Consider the following 21,974-nt stretch of genomic DNA (forward strand, 5'->3'; position numbering starts at 1 on the left):
ATGGCACTCCTTAAAGGAAGTGCTCTACTATACTTATGCGGGAGGAGGGTAAGACAAGACCTATGTAAAAAAGTGCAAATGAACGCATATATTTTGTAAGGGGTTTCAAAAATTTCTTTATAGATGCGATAAAACATTTGAATGTGTTGGAATAGCCCTCAATGTTCACATAAACGACAAAATCCAGTATAGTGAAAGAAGGTTTAAATATTGACATATGGCGTTAACATTACTCAGCTAAATAAAAGACATATCTTACTTTTGAAAATGTTTACATTGCAAGTCCGTTCACAATGTTTTTACAAAGGAGAGATGTAACGATGACAGCGACTAAAGGTCTGGAAGGGATCGTAGCGACCACTTCCTCCATAAGCTCTATCGTAGATGGCGTTCTCACGTACCGGGGTTATAACATTGATGATTTGGCTGTTAACGCCGATTTTGAAGAGGTAGCTTATTTGTTGTGGTTTGGAAAATTACCTGACCAAGAGCAATTGCAAGAGCTTCGCAGCCAGTTAAGCGAATATGCTGCTATTCCGGATGAAATTATTACTCAATTAAAGTTATACCCGAAAGAATTGAGTACGATGGCTGCCTTGAGGTCAGCTGTATCGTCTCTTGCTTTGTATGACCCAGAGGCGGATGATATGTCAAGAGAGTCCAATGTGACCAAAACCGTCAAGCTTCAGGCGCAATTGCCCACAATTGTGGCAGCCATAGCGCGTATACGCGAAGGCTTGGAGCCAATTGCGCCTAAAAAAGGTGTTTCCATTGCTGAAAACTTTTTGTATCAGCTGACTGGCAAGGACCCGGAGGAGACGGCTATTAAGGCGTTCAATCAGGCTCTCGTGCTGCATGCCGATCATGAATTGAATGCTTCGACCTTTGCTGCGCGTGTAACGGTAGCCACTTTATCAGATATTTATTCCGGGATCACGTCTGCCATTGGGGCCTTAAAAGGACCGTTACATGGTGGGGCCAATGAGGCTGTTGCTAAAACACTGGAGGAGATTGGCGGATTGGATCAGGTGGACTCCTATATTCAGGCCAAACTGGATAACCGCGAAAAAATTATGGGCTTTGGGCATCGTGTCTATAAAAACGGTGATCCGCGTGCCAAACATTTGCACAAAATGTCCCGCGAGCTGGGAGAAATGAACGGCGACACTACGTTGTTTGATATGTCAGTTCGAATTGAGAGTATTGTAACAGGGCAAAAAGGCTTGAAGCCGAATGTGGATTTTTATTCTGCCTCCGTATATACCCAGTTGGGTATCAAGAGGGACCTGTTTACTCCTATCTTTGCTGTAAGCCGTGTATCGGGGTGGACTGCACACATTTTGGAGCAGTATGAAAATAACCGCTTGATTCGTCCGCGTGCGGAATACACAGGTCCGATGGATCAAAAATATGTGTCACCAGAGTTGCGCTAACCTTTGGAGGAAGATTGAGGTTGTATACCCTGAATTTAAAAAATAAGGTACAATAGAAGGGTCGGCGAGAGATATACGTTTTTGTCTGTGATAAAGATCATGTCTTTCGTCCTGTACCCATTCATATCTGAGGAGGAAAAGGAACTTATGGCGAAATTTGAAAAGTTTGAGCTCCCAACTGAAGGCGAAAAAATTACAATTGATAACGGTCAACTGCAGGTTCCAAATCATCCGGTAATTCCGTTTATCGAGGGTGACGGCACAGGTCGCGACATCTGGAAAGCTTCCAAGCGCGTACTGGACGCGGCTGTAGAAAAAGCATATAACGGTACGAAAAAGATTGCCTGGTATGAAGTATTCGCTGGTGAGAAAGCTTTCAATACATACGGCGAGTGGCTCCCTAACGATACTTTGGAAGCCATCCGTGAGTATATTGTAGCCATTAAAGGTCCACTTACGACACCTATTGGCGGTGGTATCCGTTCATTGAATGTGGCATTGCGCCAAGAACTGGACTTATACGTATGCCTGCGTCCTGTTCGCTACTTTAACGGTGTCCCATCTCCAGTAAAACGTCCTGAGTTGGTAGACATGGTCATTTTCCGTGAGAATACAGAAGATATTTACGCAGGGATCGAATATGCCGAAGGGTCTGAAGACGTGAAAAAGGTAATTCAGTTCCTTCAGCAAGAGCTGGGCGTGAATAAAATCCGTTTCCCTGAAACCTCAGGAATTGGGATTAAGCCAGTTTCCTCCGAGGGTTCAAAGCGTCTGGTACGGGCAGCTATTCAGTATGCCGTTGACCATGGGCGCAAGAGTGTAACGCTCGTACACAAAGGTAACATTATGAAATTTACCGAAGGTGCCTTCAAAAACTGGGGTTATGAAGTAGCTGAGCAAGAGTTTGCAGATAAAGTATTTACTTGGGCTCAGTATGATGTCATCAAGGAAAAAGAAGGTGAGGATGCGGCAAATGCAGCTCAAAAAGCAGCTGAAGATGCAGGCAAAATCATTATTAAGGATGCGATTGCTGATATTGCACTTCAACAAGTGCTGACTCGTCCTTCTGAATTTGATGTCATTGCTACGCTGAACCTGAACGGGGACTATCTGTCCGATGCTTTGGCTGCTCAAGTTGGTGGAATTGGGATCGCGCCAGGTGCAAACATTAACTATGTAACCGGGCATGCTATCTTTGAAGCTACGCATGGTACAGCTCCAAAATATGCAGACAAAGACGTAGTGAACCCTGGTTCCGTAATTCTGTCCGGCGTTATGCTGCTTGAACATTTGGGCTGGAAAGAAGCAGCTGACCTGATTTACAAGGGGCTGGAGACGTCCATTAATAAAAAGATCGTAACTTATGACTTTGCCCGTCTGATGGACGGTGCTACACAGGTGAAATGCTCCGAGTTCGCGGACACTATTATTAGTAACCTGTAAGGAAGGGGAATACTACTTGACCATTCAACGCAAAAAAATATCCATTGTTGGCGCCGGTTTTACCGGTGCCACTACCGCATTGCTGCTGGCTCAAAAGGAGTTAGGTGATATCGTACTCATTGATATTCCGCAACTAGAGAATCCGACTAAAGGCAAAGCGCTTGATATTTTGGAAGCTGGTCCAGTGCAGGGATTTGACACCCAGATCATGGGCACTTCTAATTATGAGGATGCAGCCAACTCGGATATCGTCATTATTACAGCCGGGATCGCGCGCAAGCCGGGGATGAGCCGTGATGATTTGGTCAACACGAACGCAGGAATTATAAAATCCGTATGTGAGAATGTGAAGAAGTACGCGCCCAATGCTATCGTCATTATTCTGAGTAATCCGGTCGATGCTATGACCTATACGGCGTACCAAACGCTTGGCTTCCCGAAAAATCGGGTTATTGGCCAATCAGGTGTGTTGGATACGGCTCGGTATTGTACCTTTATTGCCCAGGAACTGAATGTTTCGGTTGAAGACGTGCGCGGCTTCGTTATGGGGGGTCACGGTGATGATATGGTGCCGCTCGTACGCTATTCCAGCGTAGGAGGTATACCTATCGATAACCTGATTTCTCAGGAACGTATCGAAGCGATTGTACAACGTACACGAGTGGGTGGCGGAGAAATCGTTAACCTATTGGGTAACGGTAGCGCATATTATGCTCCGGCAGCTTCGCTTGCGCAAATGACAGAAGCGATTGTAAAAGATAAAAAGCGGATTATACCAGTCATTGCTTACCTGGAAGGAGAGTATGGCTATCAGGACCTGTTCCTCGGTGTACCTACACTTCTTGGCGGGAACGGCATCGAAAAAGTGTTCGAGTTGGAATTGACAGCTGCAGAAAAAGCAGCGCTCGATCAATCTGCCGAAGCGGTTCGTAATGTGACTAAAATAGTCAACGTATAAATACGATTTGCTACTAAAACGGTATACTTTTTTACTTAAAGAGGTGTCCACAAGTCATAGTTATGGCTGTCGGCCACCTCTTTTATTTTTAAATAGTCTATTGTTTTCTTCCTTTTCTTTTAATATTGAAAGTTTCAGTTAGGATTTGCTGGCACCAGCGGAGCGAACGGAATGATTGCGGACAAGCATCCACCCGAGTTGAAACTTTCCCCCTCATACTCCTTTGCTTTGACCCACTTCCCCGGTATAATAGAGTTCATATGCATTAATAGTTACATAGAAAAGCATGTCCCAAAACATTGCAAAGATGCTAGTCATTCGTTGGAATATGATCGTTCTATGGAAAAATCAGTTTGTAAGAAAACAAAGAATTGGAGGTTATAAAGAATGTTTTTTATTCACATTATTGGATCACTGGCAATGGGCTTTTATTTATTGCTTCCCTTCGTCGTGGGCAAAATCGACAAATTGGCTCCAAGTGCGCAGGAGGGAACGATATCGGCTGTGCAGCTATTGAACCGTTTGGCGCAATTTGCACTAATCCTTGTGCTTATTAGCGGCATCTATATGATTTTTGCTTGGAAGTCTTATTCGGTAGCATGGATCGTGGTCGTGTTGTTGTTGTTTCTTGCTATTTCTGGTATCGCAGGTGCTATGGGTAAGCCATTACGATTGTCACTGGAAGCGGTTCGCAACCAACAGCCAATTACGCAATACGCTGGTAAAGTGCGAATGTTCAGTACACTGTTGGCCGTCTTCATGATCTTAATTACGTTTTTAATGGTATACAGCCATATTATTTAATGAATCATTTTATGAGCGGTTGGAATTGAATAATGACAACGGCTAACGTTGAAAAAACGGTCTGTGCAGAATAAGCATAGGTCGTTTTTTTGTGTGCTCACATAGCTGGATTTTTCTTTTTTCGTTTAACGGATAAGTTTGTGTGGTAAATCAGGAGTAGAGTGGATGCAAATGTTGCATCCTAAAAAATATCTGATTTTGAAGGGAGAATGTACAATGGCTAAAAGCAACCAACCTCAGCAAACCTTGCCCCCGCAGCACCAGGAACAGCAACCGGGGATTGAGTCCAAAATGACGCCTGCACCGCAATTTGAAAAACCAACTTACAAAGCGGCTGGCAAGCTAACAGGCAAAGTTGCACTGATTACTGGTGGAGACAGTGGAATTGGGCGGGCTGTAGCTGTCACGTACGCCAAAGAAGGTGCGGATGTAGCTATCGTCTACTTGAATGAGCATAAGGATGCGGAAGAAACCAAACGTCAGGTCGAACAGGAAGGACGCAAATGCGTGTTGATTCCTGGCGATATCGGAGATGACCAATTTGCCAAAAAAGCGGTGCAACAGACGGTGAACGAATTGGGCAAGCTCGATATCGTCGTGAACAATGCGGCCGAGCAGCATCCACAGCAAAAGCTGGAGGATATCACCAAGGAACAGCTGGAGCGCACGTTCCGCACGAATATCTTCGGTATGTTCTTCCTAACACAAGCGGCATTGCCGCATTTGAAGAAAGGGAGCGCGATCGTCAACACAACGTCGATTACCGCATACGCTGGGAATAAAACACTCATTGATTATTCCTCCACCAAAGGGGCAATCACATCATTCACTCGTTCCCTATCACTCAATTTGGTGGATCAAGGTATTCGAGTGAACGCTGTAGCCCCAGGGCCGATCTGGACACCGTTAATCCCGTCTACCTTTGATGCCAAGACGGTCAGCGAATTTGGAGGAGCACAGCCCATGAAGCGACCGGGTCAGCCGGAAGAACTGGCGCCAGCTTATGTGTACCTTGCTTCAGACGATTCGTCTTATGTAAGCGGGCAGGTTATTCATATCAATGGCGGTGAAGTTGTAAACGGATAAGAGGATAAAGAAAAGGTTGGGGCAGTCTTTTGCTCCGGCCTTTTTTCTTTTCACAGTGGAACATAATGCAGGTAGCCTGTAGAATGAGATTAACTTACATAAAAGGATGGGCAAATTTCTATGAAATCGTTTCGTTTCAGGCTTACCCTGATCATGCTGATTTTGATTGGCGTATCTGTCCTTGCTGCTGGAATCACTATGGGACAAATTTTCAAAAATTCGAATATGAAGGTGCTAGAGGAGAACATGGGCCGCGAGATTGACTTGCTTCGCGCTACTTTCCCATTTGTTAATGCTGATGCCCTATCCAGCACAGATTACGTCTCCTATTATTCTGAGAAGGCGAAGGAAATTGCCCATCTGACCGATTCGCGAGTGACCTTCATTCGTAAGGACGGGACGGTGGTGGGTGATTCGTTAAGCGATCCGCGCAAAATGGAAAACCATGCATCGCGTGAAGAAATACGACAAGCTACGTCGGAAGGAATCGGACGGACGATACGCTACAGTGAAACTTTGCAACGAAACATGCTATACGTCGCTGAGCCTGTTGTATCGGACAAGGGCTTTGACGGATATATCCGTTTATCCATGAGTCTGAAAGCGGTGGAAGAGGGAATGCAGCGCGGCTGGACGGCCATCGGGGTTGGTCTTGTGTTGCTGTTTATTGCTGCTGGACTGATGAGCTATCGTATTGCTCGCAGCCTCACCTCGCCCATTGAACATATTACAGGGGTAGCCAACCGTATTTCAGGACTGGATTATGACGCAAGGGTCGGCGTACAGCGCCGGGATGAGGTAGGACAACTGGGTGAAGCCATTAATCGTATGGCTGACAGCCTCCAAAACCAAATGAAAACGATTCGTGACAATGAGGATCTGCTGCAAAGCGTCATGAGTAATATGACAGGCGGGATTCTGATGATCGATGCTAATGAACGCATTGCGCTTGTCAACCGTGAGTCTGAGCGTATGCTCGGTGTCGCGGGTAAGCGGGTGACAGACAAGCCGTATCATGAGCTGAAGAAGCACTATGAGCTCACAAAGCTAATTGAGGGCAGTATACAAAGCCGAGAAAGGCTACATGGTGAGGTGCATTTGTACAATCCCGAAGAACGACTCGTTTTGCTAGATGGTGTCCCTATGTATGAGGATGAAGGGGGATACCGGGGGATGCTGTTCCTTTTGCAGGATATTACAGCTATTCGACGGTTAGAAAATATGCGAAGCGAATTTGTGGCAAACGTCTCTCATGAGCTAAAAACACCGATTGCCGCAGTCAAGGGTTTTGCCGAGACATTGCTTGGTGGCGGGGTCAAAGATGAGGAAACAGCCCGTTCCTTTTTACAAATTATATATGACGAAAGCGAACGACTGAATCGACTGATCGGCGATATTCTGGAGCTTTCCAAAATCGAGTCCAAGCGCTCTCCGCTGGATTGCTCTCCAATTCATATCTCTTCTTTCATAGAATCATTGCTGGAGAAACTGAACAATGTAGCAGCGAAGAAAAGGATTACACTGCACATGGATATCCCGGATGAATTGTTTATGGAGGCAGATGAAGATAAGCTTCAGCAGATTTTCCTGAACCTTTTGTCTAATGGCATTAACTATACACTTGATGGCGGCAAGGTAAAAATCAAGGTTATAACGCTACAGCGAGACCATGACACGGAAAAGGTCGTATTTACAGTCAGTGATACGGGTATTGGGATACCGAAAAAGGACCTGCCACGTATCTTTGAGCGCTTTTATCGGGTGGACAAAGGTCGCTCACGCAACTCGGGCGGAACGGGCTTGGGATTATCTATTGTCAAGCACCTGGTTGATCTGCATCATGGTACACTTTCGGTCGAAAGCGAGCTTGGTTTGGGTACGACGTTTACCGTTGAATTACCGTTATTGCAACAGGAAGAATGAACTATAACATTTTTTACATTGTGTTAACAATGCCGTGATAAAATAAACGTGTGTCGCATGAGCATGGAAAAGATTTCAGGATTTTGACTAATGCGCCTTTAACAGGTAAACAGGAGATGAAGTTATTAATGGGACAACGTTTGCTGGTTATTGAGGATGAACCAACGCTTGCCAGATTGCTATCCTACAATTTGATACAAGAAGGTTTCGAAGTGGACACGGAGGATCATGGCAGTGCTGGGTTTGAAAGAGCCTCCAGAGAATCCTACGATTTGATCCTGCTGGATTTGATGCTGCCAGGAATGAATGGACTGGACATTCTGAGCAGACTTCGCCATCAGGGGCTGACGACACCTATCATTATTCTCACCGCTAAAAACGGGGAGGCTGAGGTGGTCCAAGGACTGAAGTCGGGTGCTGATGACTACATCACAAAGCCTTTTGGCGTTTCTGAGCTGTTGGCCCGTGTAACGGCTGTGCTGCGAAGAACATCCGGAGGGGATGAGGGAGTGCTGTCTGAACAGAAGGATGGCTCCAAAATTCAACTGGGCGAGCTGGAAATCTACCCTGAAAAATATGAAGTCATTCTTGGAGGTCAATCCATCAGCTTAAGACCCAAGGAATTTGAGGTACTTCTCTATTTGTCCCGCAAGCCGGGTGTCGTCCTGACTCGAGATGATCTAATGAATGCCGTGTGGGGCTTTGACTACATCGGTGGTCAACGGACGGTGGATGTACACGTCAGCTCCTTACGTAAAAAGCTGGAGCTTGATCCTGACTCGGTTCATATTGATTCGATCCGCGGAGTGGGGTATAAGCTGGTTGTAAATAAAAAAAGAAGCGCTTCTCATTTGTTATAAATGAGGAGCGTTTTTCTCTTTCCAGGCCGTAGCAGCAACTTTTATGTCCATTTTGTGATTTTACATTTCGTTGACAAAACTAGCCATTAAAATCAACAAATGACCGATATGATGTTCCCGTCACTCCAAGTAGTTAAAAAAAGGGGACTTCAGAACGATGATAACGGAACCAAAGACCCAGCCGAGTTCCACTGCCGTGATTGAACGTGAAACGTTCAAGCTGATTACTACCTATGTGCCATGCCGGGAGGTTCCGATCATTGGCACGGATATGTCTTGCAAGGAACTGTTAGCACTCATGAAGACACAGGAAGATATTCCCTGTGTCATCGTTGTGGATAAAAATGATCTTCCTTTGGGCATTATCATGAGAGATGCGTACAATCGTCATTTTACGGGCAGGTTCGCTGCGGCGTTGTTCTATGATAAACCGGCTTCCCTATTTGCCGATCCGAATACATTAATTGTGGATTTGAAAAGTCCGGCAGCGGAAATTGTAGAACAGGCGATGATGCGTGAAGATCAGCGTTTTTACGATTGTTTATTGATAAAGGAAGGGACAAGATTACTCGGTGTACTCACAATTCGTGATATCCTGTCTGTCGTTCAGCGAATGCAAAGAGAAGCAGACGAAGATCGGGGCGATGTGATTCGACATAGCTATGACGGAGTCCAGCGTATTCGGATGACTGTTTTGGATGCAGCGAAAGAGGCGGATGACAGTGTGCAGCTAACTCGCTCAATGAGTGAATTATCCCGCCGTGGTAAAGTGGAACTGGAGGATGTTCTGCTTTCTTATCATGCAGTAACGGAACAAATGAAGCGCCAGCATGAGCAGATGACAGCCTTAACCCAATCGCTGAATGATATTGCGGGCATGGCCTCATCCATTCGTGCATTGGCAGATCACAGCGGATTGCTGGCGATCAATGCGTCTATTGAAGCGGCCCATGCTGGCGAACACGGGCGTGGCTTTCAGATTGTGTCTCAAGAGGTTCGGAATATGTCACTCCAGACCAAAGCTTTTTCTGTACAGATTACCGGCTTACTCACTCATATTGAGCAAATGCTGCGTGACACTGCTGAACTGACGGATACGAGTATGCAGCAGATTCATACAGGCTCTAAATTTATATCTGCCGGAACCCAAACGTTTACCAAATTATTGCAGGCAGTCGATGAAATAGAGGCTAAAAATAGTGAAATGTCCCGTTCCGCAGAAGAAGCTGCCTTGAATGCAGCTGGAATAGCACAGGAGCTTGAGCTCATGCTGAGTTCTTGATCATTTTACATACCGTTAACAAATCCACCACACTGAATTTACACACAGCTTATATAATCTTCATATTGTGCAAATCAGGTGCAATGCTTGAGGACCATAACTGCAACACGAAGGAGATCATAAATCCATGAATGATTCCGTAATCCGGATTGATAAGCTGAATTTGTATTATGAAAAATTCCACGCGCTGAAACATATAAACCTGGATATTCCTGAAAAAACGGTAACAGCCTTCATCGGCCCATCCGGCTGTGGAAAATCAACCTTGCTGCGTACGCTAAACCGGATGAATGACATGATACCGGGAACGCGTATTGAAGGCACCGTGAGCATCGCAGGTCAGGATATTTACGGCGATACTATGGAAGTAGAAACGCTGCGTAAACAGGTGGGAATGGTTTTTCAACAGCCTAACCCGTTTCCCAAATCCATTTATGATAACGTGGCCTATGGTCCGCGGTTGCATGGAATCCGGCAAAAGGACAAGTTAGATGAACTGGTAGAGCAAAGCCTACGGCAGGCAGCACTTTGGGAAGAGGTTAAAAATTTTCTCAAGCGTTCTGCTCTGAGTTTGTCCGGCGGACAGCAACAACGGCTATGTATTGCCCGGGCGCTTGCTGTACAGCCAGATATTTTACTTATGGATGAGGCTACATCTGCGCTGGACCCGATCTCGACGATGAAAATTGAAGAGCTGGTTCAAGAATTAAGAGACACGTATACCATCGTCATGGTGACGCATAACATGCATCAGGCAGCGCGTGTGTCTGGTCGAACTGCGTTCTTTTTGAATGGGGTTGTAGTAGAGGCAGCGGATACAGAGGCGATGTTTTCCACGCCACAGGATTCACGTACGGAAGATTATATTTCCGGGCGTTTTGGCTAAAGCCAAATTTGATGATTATGCGAGAAGGGGTGACTTCGAAATGATACGTAGAAAAGGTTTTGATGAAGGATTAGAAGAACTGAGAGCCGTACTGCGCGAAATGGGTGCACACGTTTCGAAGGCGCTCGATCAGGCTATTGAATGTTTGCAGACCAAAAATACAGAAATGGCCCAACAGGTAGTCAAAAATGATGCATCCCTTAATACAATGGAAGAAAATATTCTGGATATGGGCTCCAAGCTCATTATTACCCAGCAGCCAGTAGCGAAGGATTTACGCCGGATCATTGTTGCATTTAAAATTTCCAGTGATTTGGAACGTATGGGTGATTTGGCACTTGATATTGCCAAGGTCACACTTCGCTTGGAAGGACAGCAGGCGATGAAGCCGTTGGTGGATATTCCACACATGGCTTCCATTGTTAAAGAAATGATCGACAATGCGATCAAATCCTATTTGGATGAAAATACAGATCTGGCCTACAAAATGGCTAAAGAGGATGATCGGGTGGATTCCTTGTACAGCCACATGATCAGCGATCTATACGCTTTTATGGTAGAAAAGCCAGCAGAGGCTTCACAAGCCATGCTGCAACTGCTCGTAGGACGTTACATTGAACGCATTGGCGACCATGCTACGAATATCGGTGAAAGCACTGTATATCTCGTGACAGGAGAGCGACCAGATTTGAACCAGTAAGGCTTTTAGTATATAGCGGTTGTTTCTAATCCAGATTTGTCTTTGAGCAAAAGGCAAATTTGGCTAGGAAACAGCCGTTTTTTTCTGAAAAAGAGTCTTGTATGTTAAGATAGGAAGAGGAATGCGTAATACGTAAGAACGTTACGAATGCATTGATGAACTTGCGAGGTGCGAAATGGATAAACTCATGCTTATAGATGGTAACAGTATCATATACCGGGCGTTTTTTGCTATGCCGCCGTTGACGAATTCAAGCGGACAGCAGACGAATGCGGTGTACGGATTTACGACAATGTTATTGCGGCTTTTGGAGGAGCACAAACCAACGCATATTTTGGTTGCGTTTGATGCTGGTAAAATTACGTTTCGCCACAAAGGGTACGAGGATTACAAAGGTGGACGGGAGAAAACGCCGCCGGAGCTGTCCCAGCAATTTCCGCTGCTGAAAGAGCTATTGACCGCCTTCGGCATTGCCCAATTTGAACTGGATGGCTATGAGGCAGACGATATTATAGGCACCCTGTCCAAAACAGCGGACGAAGCGGGTTTTAATGTGCTGGTTGTGACCGGCGACAAGGATATGCTTCAATTGGCTTCAGACCATGTCACAGTCGGCTTGACCCGCAAAGGGGTTACCGAGGTGGAAACGTATGGACCTGAGCAGATTCAGGAACGTTACGGCTTAAAGCCGCTGCAAATCATAGACCTTAAGGGCCTAATGGGCGATACGTCGGATAACATTCCTGGTATTCCGGGCGTGGGTGAGAAAACAGCGCTCAAGCTGCTGCATCAATATGGTTCAGTTGAAGAGGTGCTGGCGCATACGGATGAGCTGAAGGGTAAAATGAAAGAACGCGTGGAGACTCATGCTGACGATGCGCGAATGAGCAAGGATTTGGCGACCATTTATCGGGATGTAACGTTGGACAAGCAACTGGAAGATGTGGTTTTCAGCGGGCTACAGGCAGAGACGGCTGGACCAGCTTTGGCGAAGCTGGAGTTCAAGTCCCTGCTGGAGCGTTTATCCTTTTCGGGCGAGGTCGGCAGTGCTGGAGTCGGCGTAGAGGAAGCCGTAGCAGACGTGACTGTGCTGGATGAACAGCGGATCAGCGAATTGGTAGAAGTGCTGAATAACGTAGATGTGCTGCATGTTGAGACGCATGGTGATAATCCGCATCATGCTGAGATTGTAGGCTTGATATTTGCCGCAACAGGGCGTCAGTTTTTTATGACACTGGAAGTTCTACAAAGTGATGCAGCTACCCCTATTCGGGAGTGGCTTGCCGACCCTGAACGCAAAAAACGCGGTCATGATCTGCATCGTACGGACTTGGCTTTACACTGGCATGGAATTGAGTTTGCTGGAGCTGAGTTTGATGTGCAGCTGGCCGGATACTTGCTAGATCCGACAGACGCCAATCAGACATTGAGTGGGCTGGCAGCCAAGTATGGCTTGTCATCAATTCGTCCAGACGACGAAGTGTTTGGTAAAGGAGCTAAATATAAAGTTCCTGACGTAGATGTACTATCCGATCATGTGGCGCGTAAGGCAGCGGTGATCGAAGCGTTGGTACCTGTGCAGCAGGCGGAGCTGGAAAAAACGGAAATGCACAAGCTGTTCCATGAGCTTGAGATGCCGTTATCCCGCATTCTGGCGGATATGGAGAAGCAGGGTATTTTGGTGAATGTAGAGGAACTGCGCGCTTTGGGAAAAGAATTTGAAGCCCAGATTACAAAGTTGGTGGGTGAGATCTACAGTATTGCAGGGGTAGAGTTCAATCTTAATTCGCCTAAGCAGTTGGGTGAGATTTTGTTTGATAAGCTGGGTCTGCCCGTTATTAAAAAGACAAAAACCGGGTACTCGACCGATGCAGAGGTGCTGGAAAAGCTTGCGCCATATCATGATATTGTGCAAAACATATTGCAATATCGCACCATTGCCAAACTTCAATCGACGTATGTCGAAGGATTGCTTAAAGAAATTTCGGAGAAGACAGGTAAAGTGCATACGTATTTCCGGCAGACGGTTGCAGCAACTGGACGCTTGAGCAGTCAATTTCCGAATTTGCAAAACATTCCGATCCGTCTCGAAGAAGGACGCAAAATCCGCAAAGTATTTGTTCCATCGGAGCCGGGCTGGTCGATTTTGGCGGCAGACTATTCACAAATCGAGCTGCGGGTGCTGGCTGATATTTCGGATGATGAGCGTTTGAAAGAGGCTTTTGTTCACGATATGGACATCCATACCAAGACCGCATCCGATGTGTTCGGTGTACCGGCAGAGGCTGTAGACTCCGATATGCGCCGTTCTGCAAAGGCGGTCAACTTTGGGATTGTTTACGGGATTAGTGACTATGGTCTGTCGCAAAATTTGAATATTACGCGGAAGGAAGCGGCTCGCTTTATCGACCAGTATTTTGACGTGTTCCAGGGTGTTCGCCGTTACATGGATGATATTGTGAAGGATGCGAAGAGGGATGGATACGTAAAAACGTTGTTGGAACGCAGACGATATTTGCCAGAGATAAACGCCAGCAATTTCAACCAGCGTTCGTTCGCCGAGCGTACAGCGATGAATACGCCGATTCAAGGTACCGCAGCCGATATTATCAAGCTGGCGATGGTGCAGATGGACGCAGCGCTGCGTGAGCGCAATCTTCGCAGCCGTATGCTGTTACAAGTACATGATGAGCTTGTATTCGAGGTTCCGCCTGAGGAAATGGAAACGATGAAAGAGCTTGTTCCCGCTACCATGGAAGCTGCATTAAAGCTGGCTGTGCCGCTTAAAGCGGAAGTAAGCTATGGCAGCAATTGGTATGAGGCCAAGTAAGATATTTCAATGAGTAGATAGTCCCAATTTGACGTTGCTTCCGTTATAATATAGGGTGAGGTGAAGACATCATGCCGGAATTACCGGAAGTAGAAACCATTAAACGAACACTAAACGAGCTTATAGTCGATAAACATATAGATCATGTAACCGTAAATTTGCCGCGTATTATCCAACGTCCCGATGATATTCACGCATTTGCGATGGAATTGGCTGACCACCGGATTATTGGGGTGGAAAGACGCGGTAAGTTTCTGCGGATTTTGCTGGACGGGCTAGTGCTTGTCTCCCATCTTCGAATGGAAGGACGCTATGGATTGTATTCACAAGATGATCCTGTGGAAAAGCATACCCATGTCATCTTTCATTTTAAAGATGGTACAGAGCTGCGTTATCAGGATGTGCGCCAATTTGGTACAATGCACTTATTTCCGGCAGGACAGGATTTGCTGGAAAAGCCGCTGAATAAACTCGGTCTGGAACCGATGGACGAGGCTTTTACACCTGAAATGCTGCGTGCCGCTGTTGGAACTCGTTCGACTTCGATCAAGGCAGCGCTGTTAAACCAGTCATATGTGGTAGGCATCGGGAATATTTATGTAGATGAATCGTTATTTAAGGCAGGGATTCATCCGGCACAGCCAGCCAAAAGCCTAACGGATAGCCAATTTCGCGTACTGCATGAAGCTATTGTCTCCACGCTGGGCGCGTCGATTCAGGTTGGTGGCTCGTCCATCAAATCTTTCGTTAACGGACAGGGCAAAACGGGCGATTTCCAGCATCAGTTGCAAATCTATGGACGCAACGCGAAGCCTTGTATTAACTGTGGTACATTGATCGAAAAATCCGTCGTAGCTGGACGTGGCACACATCATTGCCCGGTCTGCCAGCCTTTGCGCTAAACAGGCACAGTCACCCCAAGCCCATCCCTCTCATATATTGTTCCAAGTACCAATACTGCGAAGGGAGTCGGTTGCTGTAAGGCCCAGCCTTCGCAATGGGAGGGAATTGGAGTGGCTAATCATTGGGGAGCCCTGCTGTTACTGGCATTTGCGCTAAGTTTGGACAGTTTCGGAGTCGGTGTTACATATGGTCTGCGCAAAATGAAAATTCCATTGTTGTCGATTGCTATCATCTCCGTATGTTCAGGTTTGGTGATCGGCATATCCATGCAGCTCGGCGCATTACTATCCCGTGTCCTGTCTCCTGTATATACGACGGTTTTCGGTGCTGTCATTCTGATCTGTATCGGCTGTTACTCTTTGATTCAGGCTCTGCAACGCAAGGAAGATTTGACGGAAGAAACAGCGGAAGTCCCTCGGGATCTGCACCTTACGGAACAGGTTGATTCAGATTCAGGGCATATATCAGCTCTTGCGGAGAAAAAAAGTGCTGAGAATGCCAATACAGAGTCTCTAACCAGCTCAGGAAGAGATCTATCGACAGAGACTTCTTTGGAGCTACAGCAGGAGGAGCGAACGTTATTTTCGCTGGAGTTCCGCAAATGGGGGCTTGTTATTCGGATTCTTCGAAGCCCGTCTGCTGCGGATATGGACCGTTCCGGCAGTATATCTGCTACCGAAGCGGTTTGGTTAGGTATTGCATTATCGGTCGATGCGTTCGGAGCGGGCTTAGGTGCAGCCATGCTTGGTTTTCAGCCCCTGTCTACTGCGCTGGCTATTACGTTATTCAGTGGTGTATTTTTGATTGCTGGTATGAAGGCAGGGTTCTTCCTGTCAGCATTTCGATTTATGAAGGCGCTCGGCGTATTGCCGGCATTATTACTGATTATGATGGGTATATTGAAGCTGTTATGAGGTGAAGAGCATGAATATCGGATTAACCGGAGGGATCGCTACCGGAAAAAGCACCGTGTCGGCTCTTTTGGTCGCCAAGGGTGCGCTGCTGATCGACGCAGATGCCATTGCCCGGGAAGTTATGCTTCCGGGGCATCCGGTGCTGGCGGCGGTCATACAGCATTTTGGACAAGCTATAGTGAACAGTGACGGAACCCTGCACCGCAAAAGACTGGGAGAGATTGTATTCAGAGATCCTGTACAGCGACAGGCACTTAACGATATTACGCATCCTGCTATTCGTGAGGAAATGCGTCTGCGCATGGAAGCTTATGAACGGGAGCAGCCGGACAAGCTTGTTTTGGCAGATATCCCGTTAATGTATGAGTCTGGGCTGGAGAGCCTGTACGAGGAAATTATGGTTGTATATGTACCACGTGATGTTCAGCTCCGACGTCTGATGCTCAGAGACGGTCTGACAGAAGAGCAAGCCGAGCTTCGTTTGTCCGCACAAATGGATATCGAGCAGAAAAAAAATTTAGCTGATATTGTTATTGATAATAGCGGAACACAGTCTGAGACGCAGATGCAAATTGATCAGTTTTGGCAGCGAAAGGGACTTGCATGAACATTTTACGTAAGAAAAGAGTCCTGCTCATTTTGTTTGTCGGATTTGTCCTGATTCTGTTCCTCAACTCGAATTGGATGTCCTGGTTTTACCCGATTCAATATAAGGATGAGATTCGGCAGTATTCACAGACCTATGAAGTGGACCCATTTTTGGTGGCGTCTATTATCCGTGTGGAGACAAATTTTAAAACCAGCAAGCAGTCACACAAGGGTGCGCTGGGGCTTATGCAGATTATGCCGAACACAGCCAATTGGATTATGGAGAGTGCCCAGATTCAGAAGGTCCCGCTGGATAGTGTCAAGCACGAGCCCGGCACCAATATTGAGCTGGGGACCTGGTATCTGCATAACCTGTCTATGAAGTTTCAGGATAATCCTGTGGTCATCGTAGCGGCTTATAATGCTGGTCCAGGTAAAGTTCAGGAATGGCTGGATCAGGGGGTGTGGGATGGCAAAGAAGAGTCCATTAAGCAAATCCCTTTTGGTGAGACACGGCATTATGTACAGCGAGTCATCTACTACTACAGGCAATATACAAAAATTTATAACGAGTTTTAAGGGACAGGTTAATGACAACATGAGCCTTTTCGCTTTAAAATGAAAAAAAGCGCAGGACAGGCTGTTTTTAGCAGCCTATCCCTACACTTTTTCGTATTACTTCTTCATTATTACCGAGATTATTGGTATTGTCCTGCCAATTGTTGTTCGGCAATCGTTACGAGGCGTTTTGTGATGTAGCCCCCGATCGAACCGTTCTCATAGGAAGTCATGTTACCTTGGTATCCATCTTGAGGAATGCTGATACCCAGCTCTTGAGCGATTTCATATTTCATTTGCTCCAGAGCACCGGAGGATCTGCTGACTACCAGGTTGTTGGAGTTGCCATTGTTTCCTTGTGCCATTGTTGTTCACCTCCTCGCGACGTGGTAAACATATTATGATCCGTTTCGACAAAATTATTACTAAAAAGCTTCGGGAATTTATTGGAAAAAGGAAGTGATGAGATTATGAAGTGCCCGTATTGCGCTTACAACGGCACGAAAGTGTTGGATTCGCGACCAGCGAATGATAATAAGTCCATCCGACGCCGCCGCGAATGCGAACAGTGTGCCAGGCGTTTTACCACCTTTGAAATGGTGGAAGAGACCCCACTGATGGTCATCAAAAAAGATGGCAGCCGTGAAGAGTTTAGCCGTGATAAAATGCTGCGCGGTCTCATTCGAGCCTGTGAGAAGCGTCCAGTATCAGTCGAGCAGCTCGATCTGATTGTATCTCAGGTGGAGAACGCCATTCGCAACACGGCAGCCACAGAGGTGGATAGCCAGCAGATTGGTGAGCTGGTCATGGAACAGCTCTATCCTGTGGATGAAGTGGCCTACGTACGCTTTGCGTCCGTCTATCGGCAGTTCAAAGACATCAATATGTTTATGAAGGAACTGAAAACACTGTTATCTAAAGATACAGACAGCGACTGATCGCTGACTGTATCTTTTTAGGGTCGTGGCGGGAAGATGTTAATATTTTTTTATAAAAGTATTGACACAGAGTCGAATATTTTATATGATATAGAAGTCGCTTGAAACGTTAATTCACTTACTTGTGACGGGGCCTTAGCTCAGCTGGGAGAGCGCATCGCTGGCAGCGATGAGGTCAGGGGTTCGATCCCCCTAGGCTCCACCATAATTTTATATGGACTCTTAGCTCAGTTGGTAGAGCAGTTGACTCTTAATCAATTGGTCCAGGGTTCGAGTCCCTGAGAGTCCATCCTTTAAAAAAACGGCAGAAATGCCGTTTTTTTTGCTGTTTATATATCTATTCCCGGTCTAATAGAGTATACAGCAGTTCCAAGCTTAACGCTGACTAACATAATCGGCGAGAATTTGTAGATAATCATCATTTACCAATTGTCTGGGGGCAAATACGGCGGTTAAGAAGGTTAGGGACTTGGAATGCGCGATTTGTTCATTCATCATGGAATGGTCAACTTCTGGCAAATGAATAACAGACAGCAGGTCTGGAGATATCTTTTGGCGATATACTCGCTCAGTGTCTTTTACATCTACGTTTATATCTTTCCCAGCCAGAACCAAGAGTACAGGAGATTTAAAGTAGCTTAATTCTTCCGTAGAATCAGAACGAAAATTTTTGCCTATAAAGCTCCATCTTTCTTTGGAAATGATATCGTTAGGACTGGCTATGCTTAGGTATTCTTCATAGGAAGCATGATTTTTCAGTAATTGTAGAACCTTATGGTCGTAGTCAAGTCTCTTTTTAATTTGCTGCGGGCTAGCTCCTTCTTGTTCCAACTCTTTTTTTGTGTTAAATTGCCCTTGTGTAATCCAATTAACAGCCGGCGATACAAGGATGCTGAATGCAATATCATGCTCCTCTTTAACGATTTTCGGAATGACCCAGCCTGCTTGACTGGCTCCCCAAAGGCCGATTTTGTGCTTATCAATCATCGGTAAGGTTTTGGCCCAGTCAACTGCATATCGAATCTCCTGTGCCCGGTCCTTCATACTTTGCTCCAGCCAATCGCCTGGAGCGCGGTTAATACCGGGCTTATTCAGGGATAAGGAAGCATACCCCTTAGAAGCAAACCTTTCCCACAGTGGTTTGTATCCATCATCATAGGTGTCATTGATTGGACCATCTCCATGGACAAAAACAACCAATCCAACCTTTCCCGAGTAGTTTTTAGGCAAAGCCAGTGTACCTGTTAATACTCCTTTGGGAGTTGCAATTTGTATTTTTTCTTCCGTCATCTTGTAGGAATTTTGATATAAAACAATCAATATCAAGGCAACAGCCAGACCTGCCGCAATACCAAGGGTAAGTTTATATGTTTTTTTCAATGCTGTTCTCTCCTCGAATGCAGTTTTGTTCTTTCCAGCTCATTAGATGCCATACAGGCTCCTTGAACCAAAAATGTCGCCAATAATTATATTGAGACTGCTCAATTTCAAATGCTAGATTGTGGTACAAGCGGATAGCCTGCCGGTTCTGATGTGCTACATGAAGTGTCAACGCATGGAAACCGGATTCAACCGTAAACTGCTGTGCGAAAGCTAGAAAATGTCGCCCGATCCCTTGATTGCGATGACTTGAGCGAATCGCCAAATGATCAATGTAACACTCATCTATGGCAGGTTTATAGTCCAGCGCATACATGCCTGTCAAAAATTTAAATACATTGAAGCAGCCAAACTGTATTATAAGCGAAGCCAAAGAAGTGAGATTTGTTTTAGGAAGTGAAGAGGAGGGAGTCTTCCATTTGAGCGAAAGGACACCAACAACATCTTCGTTCTCTTTAACCACAAATTGCTTCCCAGATGTAGAATCAGGATGTTGAACCCAAACCTGCATTAATAAACGCTGTATATCTTGATCCTCCAAAGTAACAAGAGCTTGAAATTTTGCCTTAAACGATTCCACTAAGAGCTTACATACGGCTTCATGGTCTTGCTCTTGATAAGCAACAATGTCATAGGATTGTGGACTCATGTAACGTCCTCCTGCACATCAGAAATTTTTACTTGAATCTCATATTGCAGCTCGTTGCTGTCGAATATGGATAGATAGGATTTTTCCACCACAATGACCTTGCTTAGGCATTCATATTGGTGCTGGGTCGCATAATGCTCCAGTTGTTGGACTTGGTGTTCGATCTCAGCGTCTTCAGTGGCAGAGAAGTGCTTATAAAGATAGCTGCCTTCTTCCAGAATATAGTCAGCTGCTCCTGATGTCGTTTCATAATATAGTTTCACCTGTCCAGAATCAGATAGATAATGTAGATCATTTTCAAATAATTGTGGTGGTGAAGGCCGCTGCTCAAATAGATTCCTGGCCGTGAGTTCTTGATCACTCTCCAATGCAAACCACAGCTTTAAATGTCGAGTATCCAAAAGCTTGATTCGATACTCATTGTTTTGCCGGGTAAGGTTATGATGTTCTTTTAGCACTTTATGAATAAACTGTTCGAGCAGCTTTAAGTTAGCGATTTCATCCTGTACCTTCTGTAACGAATGTTCTAAAAGCTGGTTGTAATCATCGGCAGTGTAGGAAGTCATGCATTCTTCAATTTGGCCGACAGGGATATTTAATTTACGTAGCATTAAAATATGTGAAAGTTGATAAATTTCATGAAGTCCGTACATTCGATATTGATTTTCATCTGTGTATAACGGATAAAGGATACCCTTTTCTTCAAAATACCGCAGCTGATGTACAGATACATTCATGAGCTGAGCAAGCTGACTAATCGTAATGTGTTTTTTCAATGACAGGTCTCCTTCTTGATAATTGAATAACTTCACTATAAACCTTAGGTCAGACCTAAGGTCAATAGAAAATATCCACAGAGTTTACCTCTCGTTCATAACCCGTTATAATCATAAGATTAGTGAGCATAAACCAAATGTTCAGGATGAAGGTTAGAATGGGGAAATTATGTTGAAGACATTTAAGAAGGTATACATTGAGATAACAAGCATTTGCAATCTTGCATGCAGTTTTTGCCCTCAGACACAACGTGTCAAAAAGTTTATTGATCCAGAAGTCTTTCGGAATGTGCTTGATCAGGTCAAGCCGCATACGGATTACATTTATCTGCATGTCAAAGGAGAGCCTTTGCTCCATCCCAAAATTGATCTTTTGCTGGAGAGTGCGCATGAGAAAGGCTTAAAGGTCAACATTACCACCAATGGTACCTTGCTGCCGAAGACCGGACATAAGCTGCTTGGTCAGCCGGCATTACGGCAGATGAACTTTTCTCTTCATAGTTTTGACGGGCATGAAGGTTCTGTGGATCGAGAAGGTTATTTGGGTCATATTTTCACGTTTGTCAGAGAAGCTGTGAAGCACAATGTCATTATTTCATTCCGTCTCTGGAACCTGACTCAAGATAATTTGACTAATGTGCAGCGTCAGCGCAACCGCGAGACACTGGAGCAATTGGAGCAAGAGTTTGGGCTGGACTATCGGATTGAAGAAAAAGTAATGCCGGGCAGTGGGGTCAAAATCGCCCCCAATGTATATTTGAATCAAGACTACGAATTTGAATGGCCTAGCCTGAGTGCACCAGAAGATGACGGAAAAGGCTTTTGTCATGCGCTTCGCAGTCAGGCGGCGGTATTGGTAGATGGAACAGTGGTCCCTTGCTGTCTGGATGGAGAAGGCGTCATTAATTTAGGAAATGTGCATGAGCAAACTTTTTCCGAGATCGTGGAAGGTGAGCGTGCAAACCGTCTGTACTTTGGATTCTCCAAGAGAGAAGCAGTGGAAGAGTTGTGCCGAAAGTGTGGTTATCGCAAACGATTTGGAACCTAATCATATCGGTGGAAA

Annotated in this window: 21 protein-coding genes and 2 tRNA genes; 19 read left to right on the plus strand and 4 right to left on the minus strand. The window is 45.6% G+C overall.

Annotation, left to right across the window (positions count from 1 at the left end; genetic code table 11):
• The first annotated feature begins 320 nt into the window (after positions 1–320).
• The 15 genes from citZ (at position 321) to ACUC6J_RS08245 (ending at position 17,189) form a co-directional block, all read left to right on the plus strand.
• Positions 321–1,433 carry a citrate synthase gene (citZ, locus tag ACUC6J_RS08175; RefSeq protein WP_016819628.1) on the plus strand — a complete coding sequence of 371 codons (1,113 nt, stop codon included), beginning with the start codon at positions 321–323 and terminating at the stop codon, positions 1,431–1,433.
• 147 nt (positions 1,434–1,580) lie between these two features.
• Positions 1,581–2,876 carry an NADP-dependent isocitrate dehydrogenase gene (gene icd, locus ACUC6J_RS08180; protein ID WP_016819629.1) on the plus strand — a complete coding sequence of 432 codons (1,296 nt, stop codon included), beginning with the start codon at positions 1,581–1,583 and terminating at the stop codon, positions 2,874–2,876.
• Positions 2,877–2,892: 16 nt separating this feature from the next.
• Positions 2,893–3,834, plus strand: coding sequence for a malate dehydrogenase (mdh, locus tag ACUC6J_RS08185; protein WP_016819630.1), 942 nt, complete (start codon positions 2,893–2,895; stop codon positions 3,832–3,834).
• Positions 3,835–4,221: 387 nt separating this feature from the next.
• The gene (locus ACUC6J_RS08190) at positions 4,222–4,638 is read left to right on the plus strand and encodes a hypothetical protein (protein WP_017425909.1); all 417 of its coding nucleotides are present in this window, start codon (positions 4,222–4,224) and stop codon (positions 4,636–4,638) included.
• 216 nt (positions 4,639–4,854) lie between these two features.
• Positions 4,855–5,724 carry an SDR family oxidoreductase gene (locus ACUC6J_RS08195; protein WP_029514976.1) on the plus strand — a complete coding sequence of 290 codons (870 nt, stop codon included), beginning with the start codon at positions 4,855–4,857 and terminating at the stop codon, positions 5,722–5,724.
• A 120-nt stretch (positions 5,725–5,844) separates the two neighbouring features.
• Positions 5,845–7,647 (plus strand): two-component system histidine kinase PnpS, encoded by a 1,803-nt coding sequence (gene pnpS / locus ACUC6J_RS08200; protein WP_102997785.1) that lies wholly within the window; start codon positions 5,845–5,847, stop codon positions 7,645–7,647.
• Positions 7,648–7,775: 128 nt separating this feature from the next.
• Positions 7,776–8,507 carry a response regulator transcription factor gene (locus ACUC6J_RS08205; RefSeq protein WP_013370356.1) on the plus strand — a complete coding sequence of 244 codons (732 nt, stop codon included), beginning with the start codon at positions 7,776–7,778 and terminating at the stop codon, positions 8,505–8,507.
• Positions 8,508–8,664: 157 nt separating this feature from the next.
• The gene (locus ACUC6J_RS08210) at positions 8,665–9,789 is read left to right on the plus strand and encodes a methyl-accepting chemotaxis protein (protein ID WP_447250048.1); all 1,125 of its coding nucleotides are present in this window, start codon (positions 8,665–8,667) and stop codon (positions 9,787–9,789) included.
• Positions 9,790–9,916: 127 nt separating this feature from the next.
• Positions 9,917–10,675, plus strand: coding sequence for a phosphate ABC transporter ATP-binding protein PstB (pstB, locus tag ACUC6J_RS08215; RefSeq protein WP_016819635.1), 759 nt, complete (start codon positions 9,917–9,919; stop codon positions 10,673–10,675).
• A gap of 40 nt (positions 10,676–10,715) precedes the next feature.
• Complete coding sequence (gene phoU / locus ACUC6J_RS08220) at positions 10,716–11,375, plus strand: phosphate signaling complex protein PhoU (RefSeq protein WP_016819636.1); 660 nt, start codon at positions 10,716–10,718, stop codon at positions 11,373–11,375.
• Positions 11,376–11,550: 175 nt separating this feature from the next.
• The gene (polA, locus tag ACUC6J_RS08225) at positions 11,551–14,205 is read left to right on the plus strand and encodes a DNA polymerase I (protein WP_447250049.1); all 2,655 of its coding nucleotides are present in this window, start codon (positions 11,551–11,553) and stop codon (positions 14,203–14,205) included.
• Between the two features lie 71 nt (positions 14,206–14,276).
• Positions 14,277–15,107 carry a DNA-formamidopyrimidine glycosylase gene (mutM, locus tag ACUC6J_RS08230; RefSeq protein WP_016819638.1) on the plus strand — a complete coding sequence of 277 codons (831 nt, stop codon included), beginning with the start codon at positions 14,277–14,279 and terminating at the stop codon, positions 15,105–15,107.
• A 111-nt stretch (positions 15,108–15,218) separates the two neighbouring features.
• Positions 15,219–16,022, plus strand: coding sequence for an MntP/YtaF family protein (locus ACUC6J_RS08235; protein ID WP_016819639.1), 804 nt, complete (start codon positions 15,219–15,221; stop codon positions 16,020–16,022).
• A 10-nt stretch (positions 16,023–16,032) separates the two neighbouring features.
• Positions 16,033–16,629, plus strand: coding sequence for a dephospho-CoA kinase (coaE, locus tag ACUC6J_RS08240; protein ID WP_019686847.1), 597 nt, complete (start codon positions 16,033–16,035; stop codon positions 16,627–16,629).
• On the plus strand, positions 16,626–17,189 hold the full coding sequence (locus ACUC6J_RS08245) for a lytic transglycosylase domain-containing protein (protein ID WP_016819641.1): 564 nt from the start codon (positions 16,626–16,628) through the stop codon (positions 17,187–17,189). Before coaE ends, ACUC6J_RS08245 begins: the two co-directional genes overlap by 4 nt.
• Positions 17,190–17,308: 119 nt before the next feature.
• Here the strand turns inward: ACUC6J_RS08245 and ACUC6J_RS08250 are convergent, their stop codons facing one another.
• Positions 17,309–17,533 (minus strand): alpha/beta-type small acid-soluble spore protein, encoded by a 225-nt coding sequence (locus ACUC6J_RS08250; RefSeq protein WP_013309613.1) that lies wholly within the window; start codon positions 17,531–17,533, stop codon positions 17,309–17,311.
• Between the two features lie 105 nt (positions 17,534–17,638).
• On the opposite strand from ACUC6J_RS08250, the gene nrdR reads away from it, so the two are divergent.
• From nrdR to ACUC6J_RS08265, 3 genes are all read left to right on the plus strand, one after another.
• Complete coding sequence (gene nrdR, locus ACUC6J_RS08255; RefSeq protein ID WP_013370366.1) at positions 17,639–18,106, plus strand: transcriptional regulator NrdR; 468 nt, start codon at positions 17,639–17,641, stop codon at positions 18,104–18,106.
• A gap of 129 nt (positions 18,107–18,235) precedes the next feature.
• Positions 18,236–18,311 (plus strand) — tRNA-Ala (locus tag ACUC6J_RS08260).
• 11 nt (positions 18,312–18,322) lie between these two features.
• Positions 18,323–18,395, plus strand: a tRNA-Lys gene (locus ACUC6J_RS08265).
• Positions 18,396–18,481: 86 nt separating this feature from the next.
• Here the strand turns inward: ACUC6J_RS08265 and ACUC6J_RS08270 are convergent.
• From ACUC6J_RS08270 to ACUC6J_RS08280, 3 genes are read right to left on the minus strand one after another with little or no spacing between them, the layout of a single operon-like run.
• The gene (locus tag ACUC6J_RS08270) at positions 18,482–19,486 is read right to left on the minus strand and encodes an alpha/beta hydrolase family protein (protein ID WP_447250050.1); all 1,005 of its coding nucleotides are present in this window, start codon (positions 19,484–19,486) and stop codon (positions 18,482–18,484) included.
• Positions 19,470–20,135 carry a GNAT family N-acetyltransferase gene (locus ACUC6J_RS08275; protein WP_447250051.1) on the minus strand — a complete coding sequence of 222 codons (666 nt, stop codon included), beginning with the start codon at positions 20,133–20,135 and terminating at the stop codon, positions 19,470–19,472. The genes ACUC6J_RS08270 and ACUC6J_RS08275 overlap by 17 nt, the downstream gene beginning before the upstream one ends.
• Positions 20,132–20,911 carry a helix-turn-helix domain-containing protein gene (locus tag ACUC6J_RS08280; RefSeq protein ID WP_025364520.1) on the minus strand — a complete coding sequence of 260 codons (780 nt, stop codon included), beginning with the start codon at positions 20,909–20,911 and terminating at the stop codon, positions 20,132–20,134. The genes ACUC6J_RS08275 and ACUC6J_RS08280 overlap by 4 nt, the downstream gene beginning before the upstream one ends.
• A gap of 169 nt (positions 20,912–21,080) precedes the next feature.
• On the opposite strand from ACUC6J_RS08280, the gene ACUC6J_RS08285 reads away from it, so the two are divergent.
• On the plus strand, positions 21,081–21,959 hold the full coding sequence (locus ACUC6J_RS08285) for a radical SAM/SPASM domain-containing protein (RefSeq protein WP_016819646.1): 879 nt from the start codon (positions 21,081–21,083) through the stop codon (positions 21,957–21,959).
• The last annotated feature ends 15 nt before the right edge of the window (positions 21,960–21,974 follow it).

This window comes from Paenibacillus sp. JJ1683 (assembly GCF_053006485.1).